The following is a 22726-nucleotide window of genomic DNA, read 5'->3' on the forward strand; positions in this document are numbered from 1 at the left end:
GTATGAGTAAAGATAGCAGAATAAAACGATTTATCAGGAAAAAAAACTTAAATCCAACGAACAATCGAAAAAAGGTGGGCATAATTCTATTTGCTGCAAGTATTGGATTGTTCTTTTTGTTTGCCTTTAGATTATCCTATATCATCAGTTCCGGCGAAGTTGCAGGTGTTTCTTTAAAGGAAAAAACACAGGACTTATACACAGGCAGTACGGTGATAAAAGCTAAAAGAGGGGCAATACTAGATAGAAACGGTCAGATTATTGCGGAAGATGCAACTTCTTATTCACTTTATGCAGTGCTGTCGGAAACATTTTTAGGACAGGAAAACAAAAAGCTGTACGCTCAGAAAAAGGATTATGAGGCTATTGCTGAGACATTGGATAAATATACGAATTTATCAAAAGAAGACGCATTGAAATACTTAAATGGCGGTACAAAAGAAGACGGTACAGTTCAATTTCAGGTGGAATTTGGTAACAATGGAAAGAACCTAACTTTGGAACAACGGCAAAATATTGAGAATGAACTTGAAACTCTTGGGATTGAAGGAATTTATTTTAATGATCATCCTGACAGGATTTATCCAAATGGTGTATTTTCCTCTCATTTTATTGGTTATACAGACCTGGCAGATCCGGATGATGAATCAACAGGACTAGTTGGAAAAATGGGATTGGAAGCAGCTTATGACAACATTCTGAGCGGGAAAGACGGAAAAATTGAATATCAAAGAGATGTCTATGGCAATCCGTTGCCGGGAACAATTGTTGAAGATTCAGAATCTTATGACGGTAAAGACATTTATACAACTCTTGACATTCGTCTTCAGACACGCTTGGAAGCTTTGTTAGACCCGTTCGTGGAAAAATATGAGCCTGAGAGTGTTACAACTATGCTGATGGAAGCTAAAACAGGAAATATTCTTGCTATGGCACAACGGCCTTCATTTGAACCTGAAACAAAAGAAGGAGTAGATGAAAATTTTGTCTGGCGTAATGCTTTAATTGAGGATTCTTTTGAGCCGGGCTCGACTATGAAAATAATAACCGCTGCAGCAGCTATTCAGGAAGGTGTATTTAATCCAAATGAGCAATTCGCCTATCCTTATGGCGGTGTGGTGCTTGATGAAGAGCGCGATGTAAAAGTAAATGACTGGGATAAAGGAGAAAAAGGAGTACTGACATTTCGTCAGGCCATTTCCTGGTCCAGTAATGTAGGGATGCTTGAACTGGAAAGACGTATGGGGAATGACAAATGGAAGAGCTATCTTGAAAGTTTTAATTTCGGGAAGTCAACGAATTCAGGCTTGCCAAGTGAATCTGCAGGAAGTCTTCCAACAGATAATATTGTAGATATTGCGATGTCTTCATTTGGCCAGGCGGTTTCAGTAACAAACTTTCAGATGATGCAGGCCTTTAGTGCATTTGCCAATGATGGGACGATGCTGAAGCCTCAGTACATCAGCAAAATCAAAGATCCTCAAACCGGGGAAGAAACAGTAACCAAAAAAGAAGCAGTTGGGACTCCTGTCAGTGCTCAGGCTGTTAGTGATGTTCGAACATACATGATCGATACAGTTGAAGATCCGGATTATGGTATTGCTTATGGGGTATATACAGTACCAAATTATCGGGTTGCTGCGAAAACAGGAACAGCTCAGATTACTGAAAATGGGCTCTATTTAGACGGAGAGACTGACTATCTTTACTCAGTTGTTGAAATGGTACCGGCAGAAAATCCAGAATACATCTTATATGTAACGGTTAAACGACCTGCATACTATGATAAAACGATGATGTCTGAAATTGCAAATCCATTAATGAAATTAGCAATGGAGCTTAAAGATACAGATGGAGCCGCTGATACGGCAACAGCTGTAGTAACGGAAACATCCGAGTCATCTGAGGTTGTTGAAGGAAATGAATAATGTTGAAGTGAATTAGGAGAGATAATATGGAGTGGACACAGATTTTTATTCCCATAGCGTTAAGTTTTGCGCTGACTGTTTCGGTTATGCCAATATTCATCGGCTATTTTCAAATGAAAAAACAGGGACAGGTGACAAGGGAAGAAGGACCAACCTGGCATAATGTTAAGTCTGGTACCCCGACTATGGGAGGAGCGGTTTTTTTAAGTGCAGCTTTTATTACTGCGCTGGCGATCGCATTCTGGCTTAGACAATTGACGCCGTCTGTGTTCATCATGCTCTTCATTTTGGTTTTATACGGACTACTTGGTTTTTTGGATGATTTTATCAAAATATTCAAAAAAAGAAACATGGGATTGAATTCTAAACAGAAACTGATTGGTCAGATTCTTGGAGGTATTGTTTTTTATCTGGTCTATCGAACGGAAGGACCGTCGGGGACTCTGAGCTTGTTTGGTTTGACAGAGCTTCCTCTGGGAATTTTTTATGGAGTATTCATCATTTTCTGGCTAGTTGGTTTTTCAAATGCAGTTAATTTGACGGACGGGATTGACGGACTGGTTTCCGGTTTGGGAACAATTTCTTTTGGTACATATGCAATTATTGCCTGGAAACAACAGCAATTTGATGTTGTGATTGTCTGCCTGAGTGTTGTTGGCGGATTAATTGGCTTCTTTCCATATAATAAGAAGTCTGCAAAAATATTTATGGGGGATGTCGGATCTCTGGCGCTGGGCGGATTACTGGCGGCGATTTCAATTATTCTCAGACAGGAATGGACTTTATTGCTGGTTGGCTTTATCTATGTTTGTGAAACAGCGAGTGTTATGCTGCAGGTTTTTTCATTTAAAGTATTTGGAAAACGAATCTTTAAGATGTCTCCTATCCATCATCATTTTGAAATGTCAGGATGGTCTGAATGGAAAGTGGATATCGTTTTTTGGACAGTTAGTTTAATTGGCTCCGCAGTTACACTGTGGATTCTTTTCTAATGAAGGGGAAAAAATAATGAAGAAAATTACAACCTATGAAAATAAAAAAATTCTGGTACTTGGTTTGGCCAAAAGTGGAGTAAGTGCAGCAAAGTTGCTGCAGGAGTTAGGTGCATTGGTCACTGTTAATGATTTTAAACAATTTGATCAAAACCCTGATGCCCAAGATTTATTAAGCTTGGGTATTCGTGTTGTTACGGGAGGTCATCCGATTGAATTGTTAGATGAGGATTTCTATATGGTTGTTAAAAACCCGGGGATTCCATATTCCAATACACTGGTTCAGCGTGCACTTGAAAAAGGACTGCCGATTCTGACAGAGGTTGAACTGGCTTATCAAATAGCTGATTGTCCAATAATAGGGATTACAGGAACAAATGGGAAAACAACGACAACGACTATGATTGGTCTATTGTTGAATGCTGACCGTGCAGCAGGAAGTGCGCGGCTTGCCGGCAATATTGGTTTTCCTGCAAGTCAGGTAGCGCAGGAAGCTGTCTCAGAGGACGAACTGGTCATGGAGCTGTCAAGTTTTCAATTAATGGGCGTTGATACGTTTAAACCTGAAATAGCAGTGATTACAAATTTGTATGAGGCACATTTAGACTACCATGAATCTCGTGAAGAATATGTTCGGGCGAAATGGGCTCTTCAAAAAAATATGACAGCATCAGACTATCTGATCCTCAATTGGGATCAGGAAGAGCTGCGTCAGCTGAGTAAGATGACACAGGCAACCGTGATTCCTTTTTCAACACTTGAAAAAGTTCCGGGGGCATTCTGCGACAGTGGAAAACTTTACTATAAAAAAGAATATATTATGGAAGCTTCAGAGCTTGGGGTTCCCGGAAGTCATAACATTGAGAACGCATTGGCTGCAATTGCTGCAGTGAAATTAAAAGGTGTTTCAAATGAAGCAATCAGAGAAACTTTGAAAAATTTCAATGGCGTTCCTCATCGAACACAGTACGTAGGGGAGCTTCATGGTCGGAAATTTTTCAACGACTCTAAAGCCACCAATATTTTGGCAACAGAAAAAGCATTGAGCGGGTTTAAAAAGAACCAGCTGATTCTATTAGCGGGCGGTTTGGATCGAGGGAATGAGTTTGATGAACTGATTCCGTCTTTAAAAGGACTAAAAGGAATTGTCATTTTTGGCGAAACAAAAGACAAGTTGTATCAGGCAGCAGCTGCTGCTGGAATTAAAGAAATAAAACTGACTGAGAATGTTGAAACAGCAGTAAAAGAAGCCTATGATTTTTCAGAAAAAGATGATACTATTTTATTGTCGCCGGCTTGTGCAAGCTGGGATCAGTATCCTAATTTTGAAATACGAGGAGACAAATTTATGCAGGCATTTCAGCAGCTAAAACAAATAGAAAAGTGAGAAATCGAATGAAGATACTAGTGACAGGCGGTGGAACCGGTGGACATATCTATCCGGCACTGGCTTTTATCAATTATGTAAAAAAAATAGATTCCGAGGCTGAGTTTATGTATGTCGGCACAGAAAACGGACTGGAAAGCAAAATTGTTCCATTATATGGCATTCCTTTTGAAACAATTGAAATCCAAGGGTTTCGCCGTTCGTTAAGTCCTCAAAACTTAAAGACGGTTTATCTTTTTTTATCCAGTATTGGTAAAGCGAAGAAAATTATTCGTTCTTTTCAGCCTGATCTGGTTATTGGGACAGGGGGCTATGTCTCTGGTTCTGTAGTAGTAGCTGCCAAACAGTTGAAGATTCCTACAATTGTTCATGAACAAAACAGCGTTCCTGGAGTAACCAACAAATTTCTTAGTAGATTCGCTTCTCGTGTAGCAATTTGTTTTCCGGATGTGGCTGCTTATTTTCCAGATGAAAAAGTTGTGCTGACAGGGAATCCGCGTGGACAGGAAGTTGCGGATATAAAACAATCAGCCATTTTATCAGAATATGATTTGGAACCGGGACAGCCGACAGTTGTTATTTTTGGCGGAAGTCGCGGAGCTTTGAAAATTAATCAGGCATTTATGGAAGCTATACCTTTTTTTGAAGACAAGCCGTATCAAGTCTTATATGCATCGGGTGAGCGCTATTTTAAAGAGCTTCAGGAAAAGTTAAATCTTTCTAAAAGAAAGTTCAATAATGTAAGTATTCAGCCATATATTGATAAAATGGCAGATGTCATGGGGAATACGCAATTGGTGGTAGGTCGAGCAGGGGCAACTTCGATTGCTGAAATTACTGCTCTTGGTTTACCGGCTATTTTGATCCCCAGTCCGTTTGTTACAAATGATCATCAAACCAAAAATGCTGAAAGTCTTGTAAAAGCGGGAGCAGCTAAATTGATTCCGGATGGAGAACTGACAGGACAGCAGCTGGTTGCTGCAATTGATGAAATTTTATTAGATGATGAAGTGCACAGAAAAATGGCAGAAAGTTCCCGCAAAGAAGGGATTCCAGATGCCAGCAGACGACTTTATCAGCTGGTGAAAGAGCTTGTTCAATGACAGGGGGTGTAGAAGATTAGCAGGAAGGACCTTGAGGAAAGAGAAAATAATCCTAATACAGCTGAAAGCGAAATTGTAAAGCTCACTCCATGGCAACGAGAAAACCTTGAATATATGAAAAGCAAGGGCACTGCTCCCATTTGGCATGAGGAAGAAAAAGAGTCTGAGGAGGAGGAGCCGGCAACAGAAGAGGTTGAAGAGGAGTCTGAAGAAGCATCGTCAGAGGCAGAAATAAATCTGGAGATAGAAGTCCAGCATGATACGTATGAATCTTTTGCTGATCGACTGCCGAATGTCAAAAAAGTACGAAATAAACTCCTGATTCGACGCTTGACACTGATTATCTCAATTGCTGTTTTAATTATACTTGTACTGGTTTATTTTGTTTCACCGCTGAGCAAATTATCCAAGATCACTGTTTCAGGGAATGAAAATATAAATGCAGAAACAATTATTGCGGATTCCAAACTTAAAGTAGAAAGTCCATTATGGGATCAATACTGGAACCGTTCTGTTTATGAAAAAAACATTGTGAGAACCTTTCCTCGAGTGAGGAAAGCAGTTATTTCATTTAATGGATTGAATACCTTTAATGTTTCGATCCAGGAGTATGAAGTTGTAGCCATTGAAGCTTCTGAAGGTTCGTATTATCCAATTCTTGAAAACGGGAAAATTTTACCGGACAAACTGGAAAACCAGCCTGGTGGAATGCCGGTATTTGAAAATTTTGAAGATGAAGAAATCATCAAGAATCTTATGGTATCCTATACGCAGTTAAGTGACGAACTGAAGGAGAAAATTTCAGAAATAAAATATGCACCCTCCGAATCAAATAAAGATTTGGTTAATCTTTATATGAGAGATAACAACCGGGTACTTGTAAACATCTCCCAGCTGGCTGAAAAGATGAGGTACTATGAACAGGTTGCTGCACAGATGTCGGAACCAGGTGTGATTGATATGGAAGTAGGTATTTACTCCTATTCATTTGAAACTGAGAAGAAAAATAATGAAATAAACGAAAGTACAGATACCAGCTCTCAAATCGTGGAAGAAGGATAGTAAAAAAATAAAAGAGAAAAAAGTAGAATCTTCTTTCTAAAAGACCTATCTTTATGGTAGAATTGAAAGAAGTGAGTATTGATAAAAATAGATAAACGAGCTGTAGGTTCGCTTACATATTGGATTAACTAGGAGGAGGAACACCATTCATGGCAAAAACAGGAATGTATGTAGGCCTGGATATTGGTACAACATCAGTAAAGGTTGTAGTTGCCGAATTTATCGAAGGCCAAATGAATATAATTGGCGTCGGCAATGCGAAGTCTGACGGACTAAACAGAGGGATCATTGTTGATATTGACAAAACAGTAAACGCAATTCAGCGTGCAGTAAGACAGGCTGAAGAAAAAGCAGGAATTCAAATCAAGAGTGTAAATGTAGGGTTGCCGGCGAATATGCTGGAAGTAGAAAACTGCCAGGGAATGATCGCTGTCAGCAGCGACTCTAAAGAAATCAATGATGAAGATGTACTAAATGTTGCGTCTGCTGCCTTGGTTCGTTCAACTCCTCCAGAACGTCAAATTGTTGCGATCCTGCCACAGGAATTTACAGTCGACGGCTTTGAAGGAATTAAGGACCCTAGAGGAATGATCGGTGTTCGTCTGGAAATGATCGGTGTTGTATTCACTGGTCCTAAGACGATCATTCACAATACAAGAAAATGCGTTGAAAAAGCAGGACTTGCAGTGAATGAACTGGTTATTTTACCATTGGCTCTGACTGAAACTATTCTTTCTGACGGTGAAAAAGAATTTGGAACGATTGTTATTGATATGGGCGGCGGTCAGACAACGACTGCAGTTATGCATGACAAACAGTTGAAATTTAATCACGTGAATCAGGAAGGTGGAGAATTTGTCACTAAAGACATTTCTATCGTATTAAATACTTCCTTTAATAATGCGGAAGCACTAAAAATCAACTATGGAGATGCTTTCCCCGAAAGAACATCGGTTAGTGAAGAATTTCCTGTAGATGTTATCGGTAAATCAGAACCTGTAAAAGTTGATGAACGTTATTTATCTGAAGTGATTGAAGCCAGAGTAGAACAAATTTTCAGAAAATCAAAAGAAGTATTGGATGACATTGATGCACTTGATTTGCCAGGCGGAATCATACTGACTGGCGGCGGCGCGAGTCTTCCAGGTGTTGTTGATTTGGCACAGGACATTTTTGATGTAAATGTGAAGCTTTATGTACCAAACCATATGGGATTGCGTAATCCTGTATTCACAAATGTAATCAGCATTGTAGAATATTCTGCCCAGCTGGCTGATATTTATCATATTGCCAAGGGTGCAATTCCAGGGAAAAAATCAACGCCTGCGCCTCAAATAAGTGTTCAGCAGCAGGAAGTTAATTATGAGAGCTACAAGGAAGAACCAGTGGAAATCAACTATGAAGATTCTGAATCGTCAGAGTCAAATGAAAAAGTAACTGGAAAAATCAAAGATTTCTTCTCGAATATCTTTGATTAATCACTAAAACAGGAGGATATGAAAATATGGAATTTTCTTTAGATAATAACATCAATAATGGCGCTGTCATTAAAGTCATCGGTGTCGGCGGCGGCGGCGGCAATGCTGTCAACCGTATGATTGAAGAAAATGTCAAGGGCGTGGAGTTCATTGCTGCGAATACAGATGTTCAGGCATTGAGAAACTCACAGGCTGAAACAGTGATTCAGCTTGGACCTAAATATACAAGAGGCCTGGGAGCCGGTTCCCAACCGGAGGTGGGTCAAAAAGCAGCAGAAGAAAGTGAACAGACGATTTCTGATGCGCTTCAAGGAGCGGATATGATCTTTATCACTGCCGGAATGGGCGGCGGAACTGGAACTGGTGCTGCTCCTGTTGTTGCAAAAATCGCTAAGGAGCTAGGCGCTCTTACGGTTGGCGTGGTAACTCGCCCATTTAGTTTTGAAGGACCAAAAAGAGGACGTTTCGCAGCTGAAGGGATCGCTTTGCTGAAAGAAAATGTAGATACACTATTGATTATTTCGAACAACCGTTTATTAGAGGTTGTTGATAAGAAGACGCCGATGCTTGAAGCATTCCGTGAAGCAGACAATGTGTTGCGTCAAGGGGTTCAGGGAATCTCTGATTTAATCACTGCACCTGGTTACGTCAATTTGGACTTTGCTGATGTGAAGACAGTCATGGAAAATCAGGGAACGGCTTTAATGGGAATCGGTGTTGCCAGCGGTGAAGATCGCGTGATTGAAGCAACGAAGAAAGCAATTTCTTCTGCTTTGCTGGAAACATCTATTGACGGAGCTGAGCAGGTATTGCTTAACATTACAGGCGGGCTGGACATGACTCTGTTTGAAGCACAGGATGCTTCTGACATTATCACAGCAGCTGCTACAGGTGATGTGAATATCATTCTGGGTACATCGATTAATGAAGATCTTGGAGACGAAATTCGTGTAACAGTTATTGCTACAGGAATTGATCCTTCCAAAAAGGAAAAACGTCATCAAAGACATCCGAGAAATAACCAAATTCAGACTGCTCAACAAGCACCTGTTTTGGATATGGAACAAGCAAGAGGTTCTCAACCTCAGCAAACTGAAGAAACAAGTGCATTCGGTGACTGGGATATCCGTCGTGAACAGAATGTACGTCCTAAAGTAGAGGAAGCATCAACTGAAAATGTCGAGAAGAAAGAGTTCGAGACATTCAATCGTGAAGAATCCGGACAAAATGATGATGAATTAAATACACCGCCATTTTTCCGCAGAAAAAGATAAGGGGTAGTATTGTCGTATGCTGGCAGATAATTTAAAAGAAATAAATGAAAATATCGAGCTGGCTTGTGAAAATGCCCATCGTTCAACGTCTGAAGTAACTTTGGTTGCTGTGACAAAATCTGTCGACAGTGAAACGGCAGAAAAGCTCGCTGAACTGGGCGTGAATAATTTTGCTGAGAATCGCGTAGATAAATTATTGGAAAAAATGGCAGCTTTGAAAAATTTTTCGTCTTTAAAATGGCATTTGATTGGTAATTTACAGCGTAGGAAGGTAAAATTAGTAATTAATGATATTGATTATTTTCACGCTCTGGACAGTTTGAGTTTAGCTGAGGAAATTCAAAAACGTGCAGATAAGATTATTCCATGTTTTATCGAAGTAAATGTTTCAGAAGAAGAAAGCAAACATGGAATAAGAAAAGAAGAATTAAAAGATTTTATCAGTCAGTTAGATAACATGGATAAGATCTGCGTTATCGGTCTGATGACCATGGCGCCTTTAAATGCTGATAAGTGTCAACTTCATGAAATCTTTTCAGAACTCAGACAGCTTCAGGTGATGATAAAGGATTTGCAGTTGAAGCATGCACCTTGTACTGAACTGAGCATGGGAATGTCCAATGATTTTCCTATCGCTGTAGAAGAAGGTGCGACATTTGTACGTGTTGGCAGAGGATTATTTAGAGGTGCGTAAAGGAGGGGAATCTATGTCAATTTTTAATAAGAATGCATTATCAAACTTTTTTGGATTATCCAGTGAAGATGAATACGATAATTACGACAGCTATGTGGAAAAAAGCGCTGTGAACGAACAACCAAGACAGCCGAGACAGCAGCCACGGCAGCAACAGGCGGTTCCTCAGCAGCAGACTGCTCAGCGTCAGGATTATTACAGATCCAGCTCTGAACCTTTGAGCGGTAAACCATCCGCTCGTTATCGCTCGACTGAGGAAGCGTCAAATCCAAACAATGGTAATAGGCATCAGACAAGATCATATAATGAGAAAAAGGTTGTCTCCATGCGCAATTCCAGTAATTCAGCCAATTCTCAGGAGTTCAATCATTCGGGAAAACCTGTGAAAATATCAATCATTGAACCTAGAGTTTATTCAGAAGCAATGAATATTGCAAAACATATTATCGTGGATGAAGCTGTTTTAGTGAATTTTCATTTGGTTGAAGAAAGTCAGGCAAGAAGGATTGTTGATTTTCTTACCGGAGCAGTCTATGCATTAGATGGCGATATACAGCGCGTTGGAGATGAAATCTTCTTGTGTACACCATCAAATATGGAAATAGACAGTGCAACAGCGCAGTCATTAGCTAAAAAACAAATGTTTGATTTTTAGTCTTAGGAGGTAAATATGCTCTTATTTATTCAGATTATCTATTTAATTAATAAAGCCGTTCAAATTTATTCATGGATACTAGTCATTTATGCATTGCTTTCATGGCTTCCAGGAGCTTATAATTCATTATTGGGTCGAATCGTCGCAAGACTATGTGAACCGTATTTGAATTTGTTTGACCGACTAAATCTGAATTTTGGCATGGTCAGTCTCAATGTGGTAGTCGGCATTCTTGCATTAAATCTGGTAAGCTGGGGTTTAAATTTTATTGTGAGACTACTATTAGGATATTAATCGAAGAAGGGTGGTTTATCTATGAATGAAAATGTGTATCAGCATTTCCGTAAAGATGAGCATCCTTTTATTGATTCAGTCGGAGACTGGCTGGAAAGAGTAGAAGATCAATATGCACCTTATTTAACTGAGTTTTTAGATCCCAGACAGGCTTATATTGTAGAGACTATTATTCGTCAAGACAGTGAGTTATCTTTTCGCTTTTATGGAGGATATGAACAAGCTGAAAGAAAGAGATGTTTGATTTTTCCAGATTACTATGAGCCAACCATTGAAGATTTTAAAATCGAATTGTTTGAAATCGTTTATCCAATAAAATTTGCTTCCCTGTCTCATGGGAAAATATTAGGTACTTTGGTAAGTACAGGTATTAAGCGTGAGTATTTTGGAGATATCATTTCCGATGGGGAGAAATGGCAGGTATTTATTTCTGAAGAAACGATGAATTTTATTACTGCTCAAGTAGAGAAAATTGGAAAAGTAGCTGTGCGGCTGGAGCCAAGAAACTATACGAAAATCATTGTGCCAAAAGATGAATGGACAGCGGAAAGAACGACGGTTAGTTCCTTGCGATTGGATAATTTGATTTCAACAGTATACAACATCTCTAGACAGCGATCCAAGCAGCTGATAGAATCTGGAAAGGTCAAAATCAACTGGGCTGAAAATACTCGACCCGATTTTCCTTTGGAGTTGTTGGATATTATTTCTGTAAGAGGCTTTGGCCGAATACAGATACAGGAGTTAGAAGGTAAGACAAAAAAAGATAAATATCGTTTGTTATTGGGAGTACTGCGAAAATAAATGGATGAGGTGAAAAATTATGGCATTAACCCCACTGGATATTCAAAATAAAGCTTTCTCAACAAAGATGAGAGGGTATAATCAAGATGAAGTCGATGATTTTCTGGATCAGGTAACAAAGGATTATGAAGATTCCATACAGAAAGTCCGTGAACTGGAAAAATCTTTAAAACATGCTGAAGAAAAACTGCAGTACTTTAATGAATTGAAGGATGCTTTGAATCAGTCAATTATTGTTGCACAGGACACTGCTGACAAAGTGAAAAACAGTGCGACAAAAGAATCAGAAGTCATTGTTACATCTGCTGAAAATACAGCAAATGAAATGCTTTCCAATGCAGAAAGACGTTCTAATGCATTGGTTACGGCTGCCGAAGATAAAGCAACAGAGATTTTAACAGAAGCAACGAACCGTGCAAGACAGCTGGCTGTGGAAACAGATGATCTCAAGAAGAAAACAAGAGTATTCCACCAACGCCTGACTCTAATGCTGGAAACTCAGTTAGAACAAGTGAAAAGCGAAGAATGGAACGATTTGTTAAAACCATTCTCAAGCTATGTAAGCGACTCGCATACAGTGATTCAGGAGGTTCTTTCAAAAGAACTTGATGAGTTGGAGGCAGATCCTGAGAAAGCACCGGAATCAATTGTTTCTCTTGAAGATGCGAAGAAGCTGAATGATGAATTATCAGAATCAATGAATTTTTTAGATGATGACTCTTCAGAAGAAGATTCAGTAAAAGACGAATAGAACAGAAAGATTAACAGTATTCTTTTAAGCGAGTCAATGATGGTGTGAGATTGACAGACCCTGCTGTTAAAAAGATCCTCTATTCATAATCAGATTTGAACGGGTAGTAGAATCTGGCGGGTGATTTCGTTAGCGATCATCAGAGGGAATCATTTGTTTTCAATGATTCTAAATTTGGGTGGTATCACGAGCACTTTCGTCCCTTGGGATGAAGGTGCTTTTCTGCTTTATTTTATTAGGTAAAGCATGATCTGATAAATTTTTATGTTTCTCAGAGCGAAGTAAAATTTTTAATAAACAATGAATACGCAGCAGAGACTGAAAGCGAGGATGTTAGAATGAAAATGAAAGATACCTTACAACTTGGGAAAACAGCTTTTCCAATGCGTGGGAACCTGCCAAACAGAGAAGTAGAATGGCAAAAAGACTGGGAAGAAAAAGAGATTTATGAAAAAAGACAAAAACTAAACGAAGGAAAACCGACCTTTATTCTGCATGACGGACCTCCTTATGCGAATGGAAATATTCACTTGGGTCACGCTCTAAACAAAATCAGCAAGGATATCATTGTACGTTTTAAATCAATGTCAGGATATCGTTCGCCATACGTACCCGGCTGGGACACACATGGTCTGCCAATTGAACAGGTTTTAACAAATAAAGGTGTAAAGCGGAAAGATATGACACTTGCAGAATATCGTAAAAAATGTGAAGAGTATGCACGTTCACAGGTAGATACGCAGAAAAATGACTTTAAACGATTGGGAATTGGCGGTGACTGGGAGCATCCATACATTACTTTGGACCCTTCTTATGAAGCGGCAGAAATCCGTGTATTTGGAAAAATGGCTGAAAAGGGCTATATTTACAAAGGTTTGAAGCCGATCTACTGGTCACCCTCAAGTGAATCTTCATTGGCAGAAGCAGAAATTGAATATAAAGATGTTAAATCGCCTTCAATCTTTGTAGCGTTTAAAATTGTGGATGGCAAAGGGATTTTGGATACAGATACTTCTTTAGTAATCTGGACAACGACTCCGTGGACGCTTCCGGCAAATTTGGGGATTTCTGTAAATCCTGATTATCAGTATGTTGTTGTGAAAGCTTACGGCAAAAAATATGTAGTGGCTAAAGACCTTTTGGATCAGGTAAAAGAAGCGATTGACTGGGAGGATGTTGAAATCCTTGAGACGATCTCCGGAAAAGCTATGGAGTATATGACTGCTCAACATCCGTTTTATGATCGGACTTCATTGGTTATGCTTGGTGATCATGTGACATTGGAAGCTGGTACCGGGCTGGTTCATACAGCTCCCGGCCATGGGGAAGATGACTATATTGTCGGAAAAAAATATAATTTGGACGTATTATCGCCAGTGGATAGTCGAGGTATCTTTACTGAAGAAGCACCAGGCTTTGAAGGAGTCTTCTATGATAAAGCGAACCCGATGATTACTGCATTACTGGATGAGAAAGATGCACTGTTGAAACTGGATTTCTTTACTCACAGCTATCCGCATGACTGGCGGACAAAGAAACCAGTAATTTACCGGGCGACATCTCAATGGTTTGCATCCATTGATAAATTCCGTCAGAATATTCTTGATGAAGTTGAAAGAGTAGACTGGATTATACCTTGGGGTAAAACGCGTCTTTACAATATGATTCGTGACCGCGGCGATTGGGTTATCTCCCGTCAGCGTGCCTGGGGTGTTCCGCTGCCGATTTTCTATGCAGAAAATGGTGAAGCGATTATCACGCCGGAAACAATTGAACATGTAGCTGATTTATTTGCGGAATATGGATCAAATATCTGGTATGAAAGAGAAGCAAAGGCGCTTCTCCCGGAAGGCTATACTCATGCAGGTTCGCCAAATGGCACGTTCACAAAAGAAACAGATATCATGGATGTTTGGTTTGACTCTGGTTCTTCACATGAAGCAGTTCTGCGTCAGCGTCCTGAGCTGAGCTTCCCTGCAGATATGTATCTTGAAGGATCAGACCAATACCGCGGCTGGTTTAATTCAAGTATTACAACAAGTGTGGCAATTAATGGTGTTGCCCCGTATAAAGCTGTTCTTTCACAAGGGTTCACTTTGGATGGAGAAGGGCGCAAAATGAGTAAATCCCTAGGGAACACGATTCTTCCAGATAAAGTGATCAAACAAATGGGGGCAGATATTCTGCGGCTGTGGGTGAGTAGTGTTGATTCTGAGTCGGATGTCCGTGTGTCCATGGATATTTTAAATCAGGTATCTGAAGTCTATCGTAAGATTCGCAACACGATGCGCTTCCTGCTTGCCAATACAAGTGATTTTGAGCCTTCAGAACACTCAGTATCTTTTGAAGAGCTGCGTTCAGTTGATAAATATATGATGGTTCGTTTGAATCAGGTTATTAAAGAAATCCGTAAAAAAGGCTATGAAAAATACAATTTCATGCAAATCTATCGTACAGTGGTGAATTTCCTGACAGTGGATCTTTCCTCTTTCTACCTGGATTTTGCCAAAGATGTTGTCTATATTGAAGCAGAAAATGACTATCAGCGTCGTTGCATGCAGACTGTATTTTATCAAACAGCTGTTTCTTTAACAAAATTATTAACACCAATTATTCCTCATACTTCTGAAGAAATCTGGAGCTTCTTAAAAGAAGAAGAAAGCTATGTTCAGCTTTCTGAATTTCCAGGCTATGAACAATTTGCCAATCAGGATGAGCTGATGGACACCTGGGCTGCATTTATGGAGTTTAGAGATAACGTCCTAAAAGCGCTGGAAGAAGCACGTAATGCCAAAATGATTGGAAAATCTCTGGAAGCAAAAGTTACTGTTTATCCGAGTGAAGTAGTTCGTCAGCTGCTGACAGCTGTTGATGCGGATATTGCACAGCTGCTGATTGTGTCCGACTTTGAAATTGCCGGAGAAGGTGTTGAAGTGCCAGAAAATGCACATAGCTTTGCAGATATGGCTGTTTTAGTTGAAGCAGCAGCAGGTGAAACCTGTGAACGCTGCCGTTCTGTAAAAACAGATATAGGGACAGATGAAAAAATGCCCCATTTGTGCGGTCGCTGTGCGGCAATCGTTGAAGAGCATTATCCAGAAGCAGTAGCAGAAGGATTTGAAGATTAATAAATTTACTATTTTAAAAACCTCTCGAGAATTTTTTCCCGAGAGGCTTTTCTTAATAGCAGTGATAGATGCGTTTATTGCTAGTGATAAACGTTGATTATTCTTCCAGCTGTCCACGTTCACGATACCAGATATCCGGCTGCCAGATCCAATGGAAACCATCTTCTTCCAATAATTTAAAGGCTGCTTCAGGTCCCATGGTTCCAGCTGTATAATTAGGGAAATCAACAGTTGTTTTGTCCCATGCATGACGGATAATGTCAATAATGTGCCAAGACTGAGCAACTTCATCCCAGTGAGAGAAGTTTGTTCCATCTCCATTTAAACAATCCAGCATTAACTTTTCATAAGCTTCAGGACTGTTTGCTGTTGTTTTGGCTGTATTCCGATAATCCAGTTTCACAGGTGCTGTTGTGAAACCCTGTCCGATTTCCTTACCGTTCAATGTCATGGAGAAGCCTTCAGTCGGCTGAATATAAATAGTCAGGATATTAGGCGGCAGGTTTGTTTTTTCTATACACTCTTCCACATCATCCTTAAATACATTTACAGGAACCTGTTTAAAGACGATATTGATTCTTGTTCCTTTTTCAGTCAGTCGTTTTCCAGTACGAATGTAGAATGGAACGCCAGACCAGCGGAAGTTGTCAATATAGAACTTTCCTGCAGCAAATGTCTCTGTTTGAGAATCTTTTTCAACATTTGCTTCCTCACGATATCCGATAAATGCTTCATTATTCAGAGAACCGGAGCTGTATTGCCCACGTACAAAATTCTTTAGGGCTTCTTCTTCTGTATAAAGGCGAATAGCCTTTAGTGCTTTAATTTTTTCCACACGTATTTCTTCTTCAGAAAATGTTACTGGAGGTTCCATGGCAAGTAAAGAAAGAACCTGCAGAATATGGTTTTGAACCATATCTTTCAAGGCACCGCTGCTTTCGTAATATCCACCGCGATCTTCCACACCTAAACTTTCAGCAAAGGTAATCTGGATATTGTCAATGTAACGATTATTCCATTGAGATTCAAAGATATTATTGGCAAAGCGGATAGCAGAAATATTTTGAATCATTTCTTTCCCTAAATAGTGATCAATTCTGAAAATATCTTCTTCAGGAAAGACCGCTCGAATGGATTTGTTTAATTGAAGAGCTGTCTTATAATCCGTTCCGAAAGGTTTTTCAATAATTAAGCGATCAAACCCATTTTCTGTTAAGATCTTTTGAGACTTCAAATGTTTGACAATGGTATCGAAGAATTGAGGAGCCATTGCCAAATAAAAAATTCGATTTCCCTGCAGCTGATACTTTTCATCCAATTTATCTGCTAGGTTTTTGAGCGTATCGTAATGCTCTGTATCATTTACATTATGAGACTGATAATAAAAATGATCTGAAAAAGAATCGGCTTCTTCCTGCGAAGGATTTAGATCCTGTATTGTTTCCCGGACGATTTCCCGATAATGTTCGTCCGACCACTCTCTGCGGGCAGTTCCGATTACGGCAAAATGTTCACCGAGATTTCCTTTTCGGTAGAGTCTGAAAAGAGAAGGATAGAGCTTTCTTTTAGCTAAATCTCCTGTCCCTCCAAATATGGTAAAAAGTGCAACTTTCTCGTTCATTCTATTCCTCCTGCAGTCTGCCTGAGATCAATATAAATCTCAGGGATAATTTTTCTATTGCTGTTAAAATCTTTAAAGAACTTTTTTAGAATAACGGCTGGTCAGTATTGGTTTTGATTTCCTGTGTAACAGCCTTGAAAAAGTATATTTTATAATGGATCAACAAAAATTGTGCTTGCTGCCTTATAACTGACGACCAGTGTCTTGTCAGCATTTTTAATAGTGATCGGACCTTCATAGGCTGCGATCTCTTCAATCATGAACGTTTCATGAATATTCAAATTGATTGAGACTAGATAATCCAGCAGCTCTTTTTCATCCAATACTCTGGCAATACGGATTTTTGTACCTGCAGGATAATCCGCCAGTGTTTGATGTTTCTCTTCATGAACTGGCTGATTTGCTTCAGGAATGACTCCCCCATGAGGGCAAAATTGGGGGTTACCCAGATAGTGAGACAGACGATCTGCCAGTGTTTCCGAGGTAACATGTTCAAGGACCTCCGCATCATTGTGGACTTCATTCCAGGAATAATTTAAATGCTCCACCAAAAATACTTCCCATAGTCGATGCTTGCGAATTAATGTACTTGCTTTTGTTAACCCCAGTTCTGTCAGCTGCACCCCCTGATAAGGAGAATGCTGGACCAGTCCTTCCTTCACAAGCTTGGAAATCATTTCACTGACAGAAGCCGCAGAAACATTTAGACCAGATACAATGTGTTTATTATTAATTTTATTTTCATCTCCACCCAGTTCAAAAATGAGTTTGAGATAATCTTCTCGATTTGGCGTCATATTATTCATCCTTTCTCAGGAGCCATCAAAAATAGTTTATCAGAAAAATTTCTATTTGACCATTCAATAAGATAGTAAACGAAAAACTTTTATTCAAATTCTTTTCTTTTCATAAATTCACCGTCTAATCAGATTACATTCGTTATTTTTCAGATGTTTTCAAATTTTTCTTGTATTCTTTTTCATAAACATGTAAACTGTTAAAAAAAATTGAGAATTTTCAAACTATTTAAAGGGACTGATTATGAATGGGAAAAGAAACCAAAGCTGCAAAACCAATGATGTATGATTCTTCTTTTGAAAAAGATGCCTGTGGAATGGGCTTTATTGCTCAAATTGACGGCATTGCTTCTCATCAGCTGATTAATCATGCCCTGACCATGCTGGAAAGAATGAACCATCGCGGAGGTACTGGTGCAGAACCTGATACTGGAGATGGGGCAGGTATTCTGATGGCTATGCCGGATACTTTTTTTCAGAAGAAGGCAGCCGCTGAACAAATAATGCTGCCGGATAAAAATGACTATGGTGTGGCTATGCTTTTTTTACCTCAGGAAGAAACAGAAAAGAAAGCGTTGCTTCATTCGGTAGTGACCGAAGTGAAAAATGCCGGATATCGTGTTATTTGGGAAAGAGAAGTTCCTTTTTCCTTTGAGTACTGCGGACCAGGTGCTCAAAAAGTAATGCCGGGTTTTGTTCAGCTTTTTGTTGAAAAACCGGTTGACGTGGAAAGCGGCAGAGAATTTGAAGACCAGCTGTTCCAGCTTCGTCGAAAGATCGAAAAGAATTATTCACCCACCGAACTGTCAATTTGCAGTTTATCCTCAAAAACAATTGTCTATAAAGGAATGCTTCATGCATATCAAGTGCGTTTGTTTTATCCTGACTTACAGGACAAAACACTGGAAAGCAGTATCGCACTGATTCACTCACGTTTTTCAACCAATACATTTCCCAGCTGGGATCGGGCACAGCCCTTCAGGTTTTTAGCACATAATGGCGAGATCAATACCCTGAGAGGGGCCGAAAATTGGATGCACAGCCATCATATTGAAGTATACAATGAAGAGAATTCAGACTCAGCCAAGCTGGAGAACTGTATGGAGCTTCTTTATCGAAATGGTCGGGATATTCCACAGGCACTGATGATGATGGTTCCAGAAGCGTGGTCTGAGGAAGCCGATTTAAAAGATGATATTGCTGCATTTTATGAGTACAATTCAAGCTTTATGGCTCCGTGGGACGGACCGGCAGCGCTATGTTTTACTGATGGGGAAATCGTCGGAGCTGCTTTGGATCGTAATGGTCTGCGGCCTTCCAGGTATTCCATTACAAAAGATAATTATATTATTGCTGCATCAGAGTCAGGGGTTGTAGAGCTAGAACCTTCAAGAGTGATTGAAAAAGGCGTTTTGGGACCTGCCAACATGATTTTGGTGGATACTGTAAAAGGAAAATTTTACCGCAATGAGGAGCTAAAGGAATATTATGCAAGTCAGCATCCCTACAGAAAATGGCTGAACGAGCAGCAGCTGACAATTGAACAGCTGCCTCAAGTTCAGGAAGAAGCCCAATCGGTATTAAGCCAAGAGGAATTGAATCATTTATGGAAGCTTAACGGCTATACAGATGAAATTATTCGAATGAACCTTCTGCCAATGGCTGAAAAAGGGGAAGAGCCGGTTATTTCAATGGGCTATGATTCTCCGCTGGCAGTACTAAGTGATAAGCCGCAGTCTCTATTTACTTATTTTAAGCAGCAGTTTGCCCAGGTGACCAATCCGCCAATTGATGCCATTCGGGAAAAACTAGTGATTGGAACCGAGATGTTTTTGGGACGGGACAGGAATCTGCTGACAGATCAGGCAGAAAACTGTAATAAACTAAAAATCAACAGTCCTGTTTTATCAACAGAGGATTTTGAAAAAATCCGTCGGCTGGATAGTCATGGACAAAAGAGCAGGGTCCAGACCATTCAGTATTCATTGAAACCGGAAGTTCCTGATCGTCTGTTCAGAGCATTGGAAACAATGTTTAAGCAGGTGGAAGAAAAAATTGATGAAGGAGCAACGATTATCATTCTCTCTGACAGCGATAGGAAAGAAGGGCAGATGGCCATCCCGATTCTGCTCGCTGTATCAGGTCTGCATAATTATCTGGTGCGGCAGGGCAAACGGGGACTGGCTTCGATCATTGCTGATTCAGCAGAAGTTTGTGAGGTTCACCACTATGCAACTTTGATTGGATATGGCGCAAGTGCTGTTCATCCATACGGTGCATACGAAACGTTAAAAGACTATCATTTGTCTGAAAAAAGTGAAACGTATCGTACGGCTGCCGAAAAAGGGATTGTCAAAATTATGTCGAGAATGGGTATTTCCACTATTGCCGGCTATCACGGTGCACAATTATTTGAAGCAGTCGGACTCTCAGAAAAAGTTGTCAACCAGTTTTTCACGGGAACAGCCAGCCGAATCGGCGGATTGACTTTGGAACAGGTGGAAAATGAATATTTGTGTCGCTATACAGCTGCATACGGGGAAAAGGAAAATGATTTTCTGCCTTCCGGCGGGAGTTTTCAATATAAGGCAGACGGCGAACATCACTTGTTCAATCCTCTGACAATCTATAATTTTCAGCAGGCAGTACGAACTGGTGATTATGACCAATATAAAAAATATGCACTGCAGCTGAATCAGGAGGAAACTGAGACACCAACTACCTTGCGGGCTATGTGGGAATTCCACAGCGATCGGCCGTCTGTCAAGCTTTCTGAGGTCGAACCTGCAGAAACGATTGTCAAACGATTTAAAGTCGGTGCAATGAGTTATGGATCATTAAGTCAGGAAGCACACGAATGTATAGCTGAAGCGATGAATCAAATCAATGCCAAGTCAAACAGCGGTGAAGGCGGCGAAAACCGCAGCCGTTTTAAAAAGAAGAAAAACGGGGTTAACTTGAACAGCAAAATCAAACAGGTTGCATCCGGGCGATTCGGTGTCAATGCAGAATATCTGATGAGTGCAGAAGAGCTGCAGATTAAGATTGCACAAGGCGCAAAACCAGGAGAGGGCGGACAGCTGCCGGGGAATAAAGTTTTTCCGTGGATCGCAGAAATCCGCGGTTCAACTCCTGGTGTTCGTCTGATATCTCCGCCGCCTCATCATGATATTTATTCAATTGAGGATTTGGCCCAGCTGATTTATGATCTAAAGATGGTTAATCCTTATGCCAAAATCAATGTAAAGCTGGTTTCCAGCACGGGTGTTGGAACAATTGCAACTGGTGTCGTGAAGGCTGGAGCAGATGTGGTTGTTATTTCCGGCTATGATGGCGGTACAGGGGCTTCTCCGCGGAATTCAGTGAGAGATGCGGGACTGCCTTGGGAGATGGGCTTGGCAGAGGCTCATCAGACGCTTTCATTAAATAATCTTCGCCAGCGAATGACATTGGAGACGGATGGCAAACTGATGACTGGCAGGGATGTTGCAATTGCCGCATTGCTTGGAGCTGAAGAATACAGCTTTGCTTCACTTGCTTTAGTTGCTGTCGGCTGTGTAATGATGCGAGTCTGCAGTTTGAATACCTGTCCTGTTGGCGTCGCAACTCAAAATCCGGAACTGAGGAAGTTTTTTGCAGGTAAACCGGAACATGTAATCAATGCGATGATGTTTATTGCAGAAGATCTAAGAGAGTTGATGGCAAATCTTGGATTTAGGACGATTGATGAAATGATTGGTCATGCTGAAATTTTGAAACCTAAATTTGTGGCTAAAGGAAAAGCAAAATCTCTGGATTTTTCCAGAATGCTGGGACATTCAATGGGAATTGAAAGAAAATGCGAAGATCCTTTCAGAGAAAAACGCCAGTGGAAAGAACTGGATGCTTTTGCTGAAACAGCGATTAGGAATAATCAAAAAATATATGCTGAAGAAACGATTAATAATGTAAATCGAACAGTTGGAGCCAGAATGGGCGGATGGATTGCAGAACGTTTTGGCAATTATGCATTGGAGCCGGGGCTTCTTAATTATCATTACAAAGGAATTGCCGGTCAGAGCTTCGGCGCTTTTATCACTCAGGGAATGGAATTAAAATTAACTGGTGAAGCAAATGATTATGTAGGAAAAGGATTGAGCGGGGGGCGTCTGATTATTGTTCCTCCTGAAGATGCAGGATATAAAGCAGAGGAGTCGCCAATTGTTGGAAATGTTGCCTGTTTCGGTGCAAATCGCGGCGAAGCTTACTTTAGAGGAAAGGGCGGCGAACGCTTCTGTGTCAGAAACAGCGGAGCCAATGTAGTTGTTGAAGGGATCGGCGATCATGGCTGTGAATACATGACGGGCGGTGTGGCTGTGATACTGGGAACTACTGGTCGGAATTTTGGTGCAGGGATGTCTGGAGGAGTCGCGTATGTTTATGATCCTGAACAACAGTTTTCAGGAAAATGCAACATGGAGATGGTTGAATTATTTCAATTAGGCGAATCAGGTTCTGACAGTGAGCTGAAGGAACTTTTGAAAAACCATTATCGGTATACAGCATCAGAAAAAGCAGCAGAGATTTTAGCTGATTGGAAAAATACACAGCATCATTTCATTAAAGTTTATCCAAAAGAATATCATGAGATGATTAAGGTAACTGAGCAGCTTCAAGGTGAGGGACTTTCCGGAACTGAATTGCTGGAGACTGCATTTGAAGCGGTAATCGGAGCTCAAACTGTACCAGTGAAAACAATCATAAAGGAGCGTGGCTAGT

At 40.3% G+C, this 22726-nt stretch carries 16 protein-coding genes; 14 read left to right on the forward strand and 2 right to left on the reverse strand.

All coding sequences use genetic code 11. From position 1 onward, the window contains the following. The first annotated feature begins 2 nt into the window (after positions 1 to 2). The 13 genes from IW492_RS01270 to ileS all read left to right on the forward strand — a co-directional run bounded on the left by IW492_RS01270 (position 3) and on the right by ileS (position 15550). Positions 3 to 1928 carry a peptidoglycan D,D-transpeptidase FtsI family protein gene (locus IW492_RS01270; protein WP_202064361.1) on the forward strand — a complete coding sequence of 642 codons (1926 nt, stop codon included), beginning with the start codon at positions 3 to 5 and terminating at the stop codon, positions 1926 to 1928. A gap of 26 nt (positions 1929 to 1954) precedes the next feature. After that, positions 1955 to 2920 (forward strand): phospho-N-acetylmuramoyl-pentapeptide-transferase, encoded by a 966-nt coding sequence (gene mraY, locus IW492_RS01275; RefSeq protein ID WP_202064362.1) that lies wholly within the window; start codon positions 1955 to 1957, stop codon positions 2918 to 2920. A gap of 16 nt (positions 2921 to 2936) precedes the next feature. Beyond that, positions 2937 to 4307, forward strand: coding sequence for a UDP-N-acetylmuramoyl-L-alanine--D-glutamate ligase (murD, locus tag IW492_RS01280; RefSeq protein ID WP_202064363.1), 1371 nt, complete (start codon positions 2937 to 2939; stop codon positions 4305 to 4307). 8 nt (positions 4308 to 4315) lie between these two features. After that, a complete protein-coding gene (murG, locus tag IW492_RS01285; protein ID WP_202064364.1) occupies positions 4316 to 5410 on the forward strand; it encodes an undecaprenyldiphospho-muramoylpentapeptide beta-N-acetylglucosaminyltransferase in 1095 nt (364 codons plus the stop codon). Between the two features lie 114 nt (positions 5411 to 5524). After that, a complete protein-coding gene (locus tag IW492_RS01290) occupies positions 5525 to 6472 on the forward strand; it encodes a cell division protein FtsQ/DivIB (protein ID WP_202064365.1) in 948 nt (315 codons plus the stop codon). 149 nt (positions 6473 to 6621) lie between these two features. Continuing rightward, a complete protein-coding gene (gene ftsA / locus IW492_RS01295; RefSeq protein WP_202064366.1) occupies positions 6622 to 7950 on the forward strand; it encodes a cell division protein FtsA in 1329 nt (442 codons plus the stop codon). A gap of 26 nt (positions 7951 to 7976) precedes the next feature. Then, on the forward strand, positions 7977 to 9224 hold the full coding sequence (gene ftsZ / locus IW492_RS01300) for a cell division protein FtsZ (RefSeq protein ID WP_202064367.1): 1248 nt from the start codon (positions 7977 to 7979) through the stop codon (positions 9222 to 9224). A gap of 16 nt (positions 9225 to 9240) precedes the next feature. Continuing rightward, a complete protein-coding gene (locus tag IW492_RS01305; RefSeq protein WP_202064373.1) occupies positions 9241 to 9918 on the forward strand; it encodes a YggS family pyridoxal phosphate-dependent enzyme in 678 nt (225 codons plus the stop codon). Between the two features lie 13 nt (positions 9919 to 9931). Beyond that, a complete protein-coding gene (locus IW492_RS01310) occupies positions 9932 to 10573 on the forward strand; it encodes a cell division protein SepF (protein WP_202064375.1) in 642 nt (213 codons plus the stop codon). Between the two features lie 15 nt (positions 10574 to 10588). After that, positions 10589 to 10867, forward strand: a complete 279-nt coding sequence (locus tag IW492_RS01315; RefSeq protein WP_202064377.1) for a YggT family protein — start codon at positions 10589 to 10591, stop codon at positions 10865 to 10867. Between the two features lie 21 nt (positions 10868 to 10888). Continuing rightward, positions 10889 to 11671 (forward strand): YlmH family RNA-binding protein, encoded by a 783-nt coding sequence (locus IW492_RS01320; RefSeq protein WP_202064379.1) that lies wholly within the window; start codon positions 10889 to 10891, stop codon positions 11669 to 11671. Between the two features lie 19 nt (positions 11672 to 11690). Further along, entirely contained in the window at positions 11691 to 12422 is a 732-nt protein-coding gene (locus IW492_RS01325; protein ID WP_202064381.1) for a DivIVA domain-containing protein, read from the forward strand. A 338-nt stretch (positions 12423 to 12760) separates the two neighbouring features. Continuing rightward, positions 12761 to 15550 carry an isoleucine--tRNA ligase gene (ileS, locus tag IW492_RS01330; RefSeq protein WP_202064383.1) on the forward strand — a complete coding sequence of 930 codons (2790 nt, stop codon included), beginning with the start codon at positions 12761 to 12763 and terminating at the stop codon, positions 15548 to 15550. A 97-nt stretch (positions 15551 to 15647) separates the two neighbouring features. Here the strand turns inward: ileS and zwf are convergent, their stop codons facing one another. Beyond that, positions 15648 to 17171, reverse strand: a complete 1524-nt coding sequence (gene zwf / locus IW492_RS01335; protein WP_202064384.1) for a glucose-6-phosphate dehydrogenase — start codon at positions 17169 to 17171, stop codon at positions 15648 to 15650. 149 nt (positions 17172 to 17320) lie between these two features. Then, positions 17321 to 17968: a metal-dependent transcriptional regulator gene (locus IW492_RS01340; RefSeq protein WP_202064385.1), complete on the reverse strand. Its 648-nt coding sequence runs from the start codon at positions 17966 to 17968 to the stop codon at positions 17321 to 17323. A gap of 248 nt (positions 17969 to 18216) precedes the next feature. Here IW492_RS01340 and gltB point away from each other — a divergent pair, with 248 nt between their 5' ends. Beyond that, positions 18217 to 22725, forward strand: a complete 4509-nt coding sequence (gltB, locus tag IW492_RS01345) for a glutamate synthase large subunit (protein WP_202064386.1) — start codon at positions 18217 to 18219, stop codon at positions 22723 to 22725. The last annotated feature ends 1 nt before the right edge of the window (position 22726 follow it).

The organism is Enterococcus sp. BWB1-3 (assembly GCF_016745275.1).
GTDB lineage: Bacteria > Bacillota > Bacilli > Lactobacillales > Enterococcaceae > Enterococcus_L.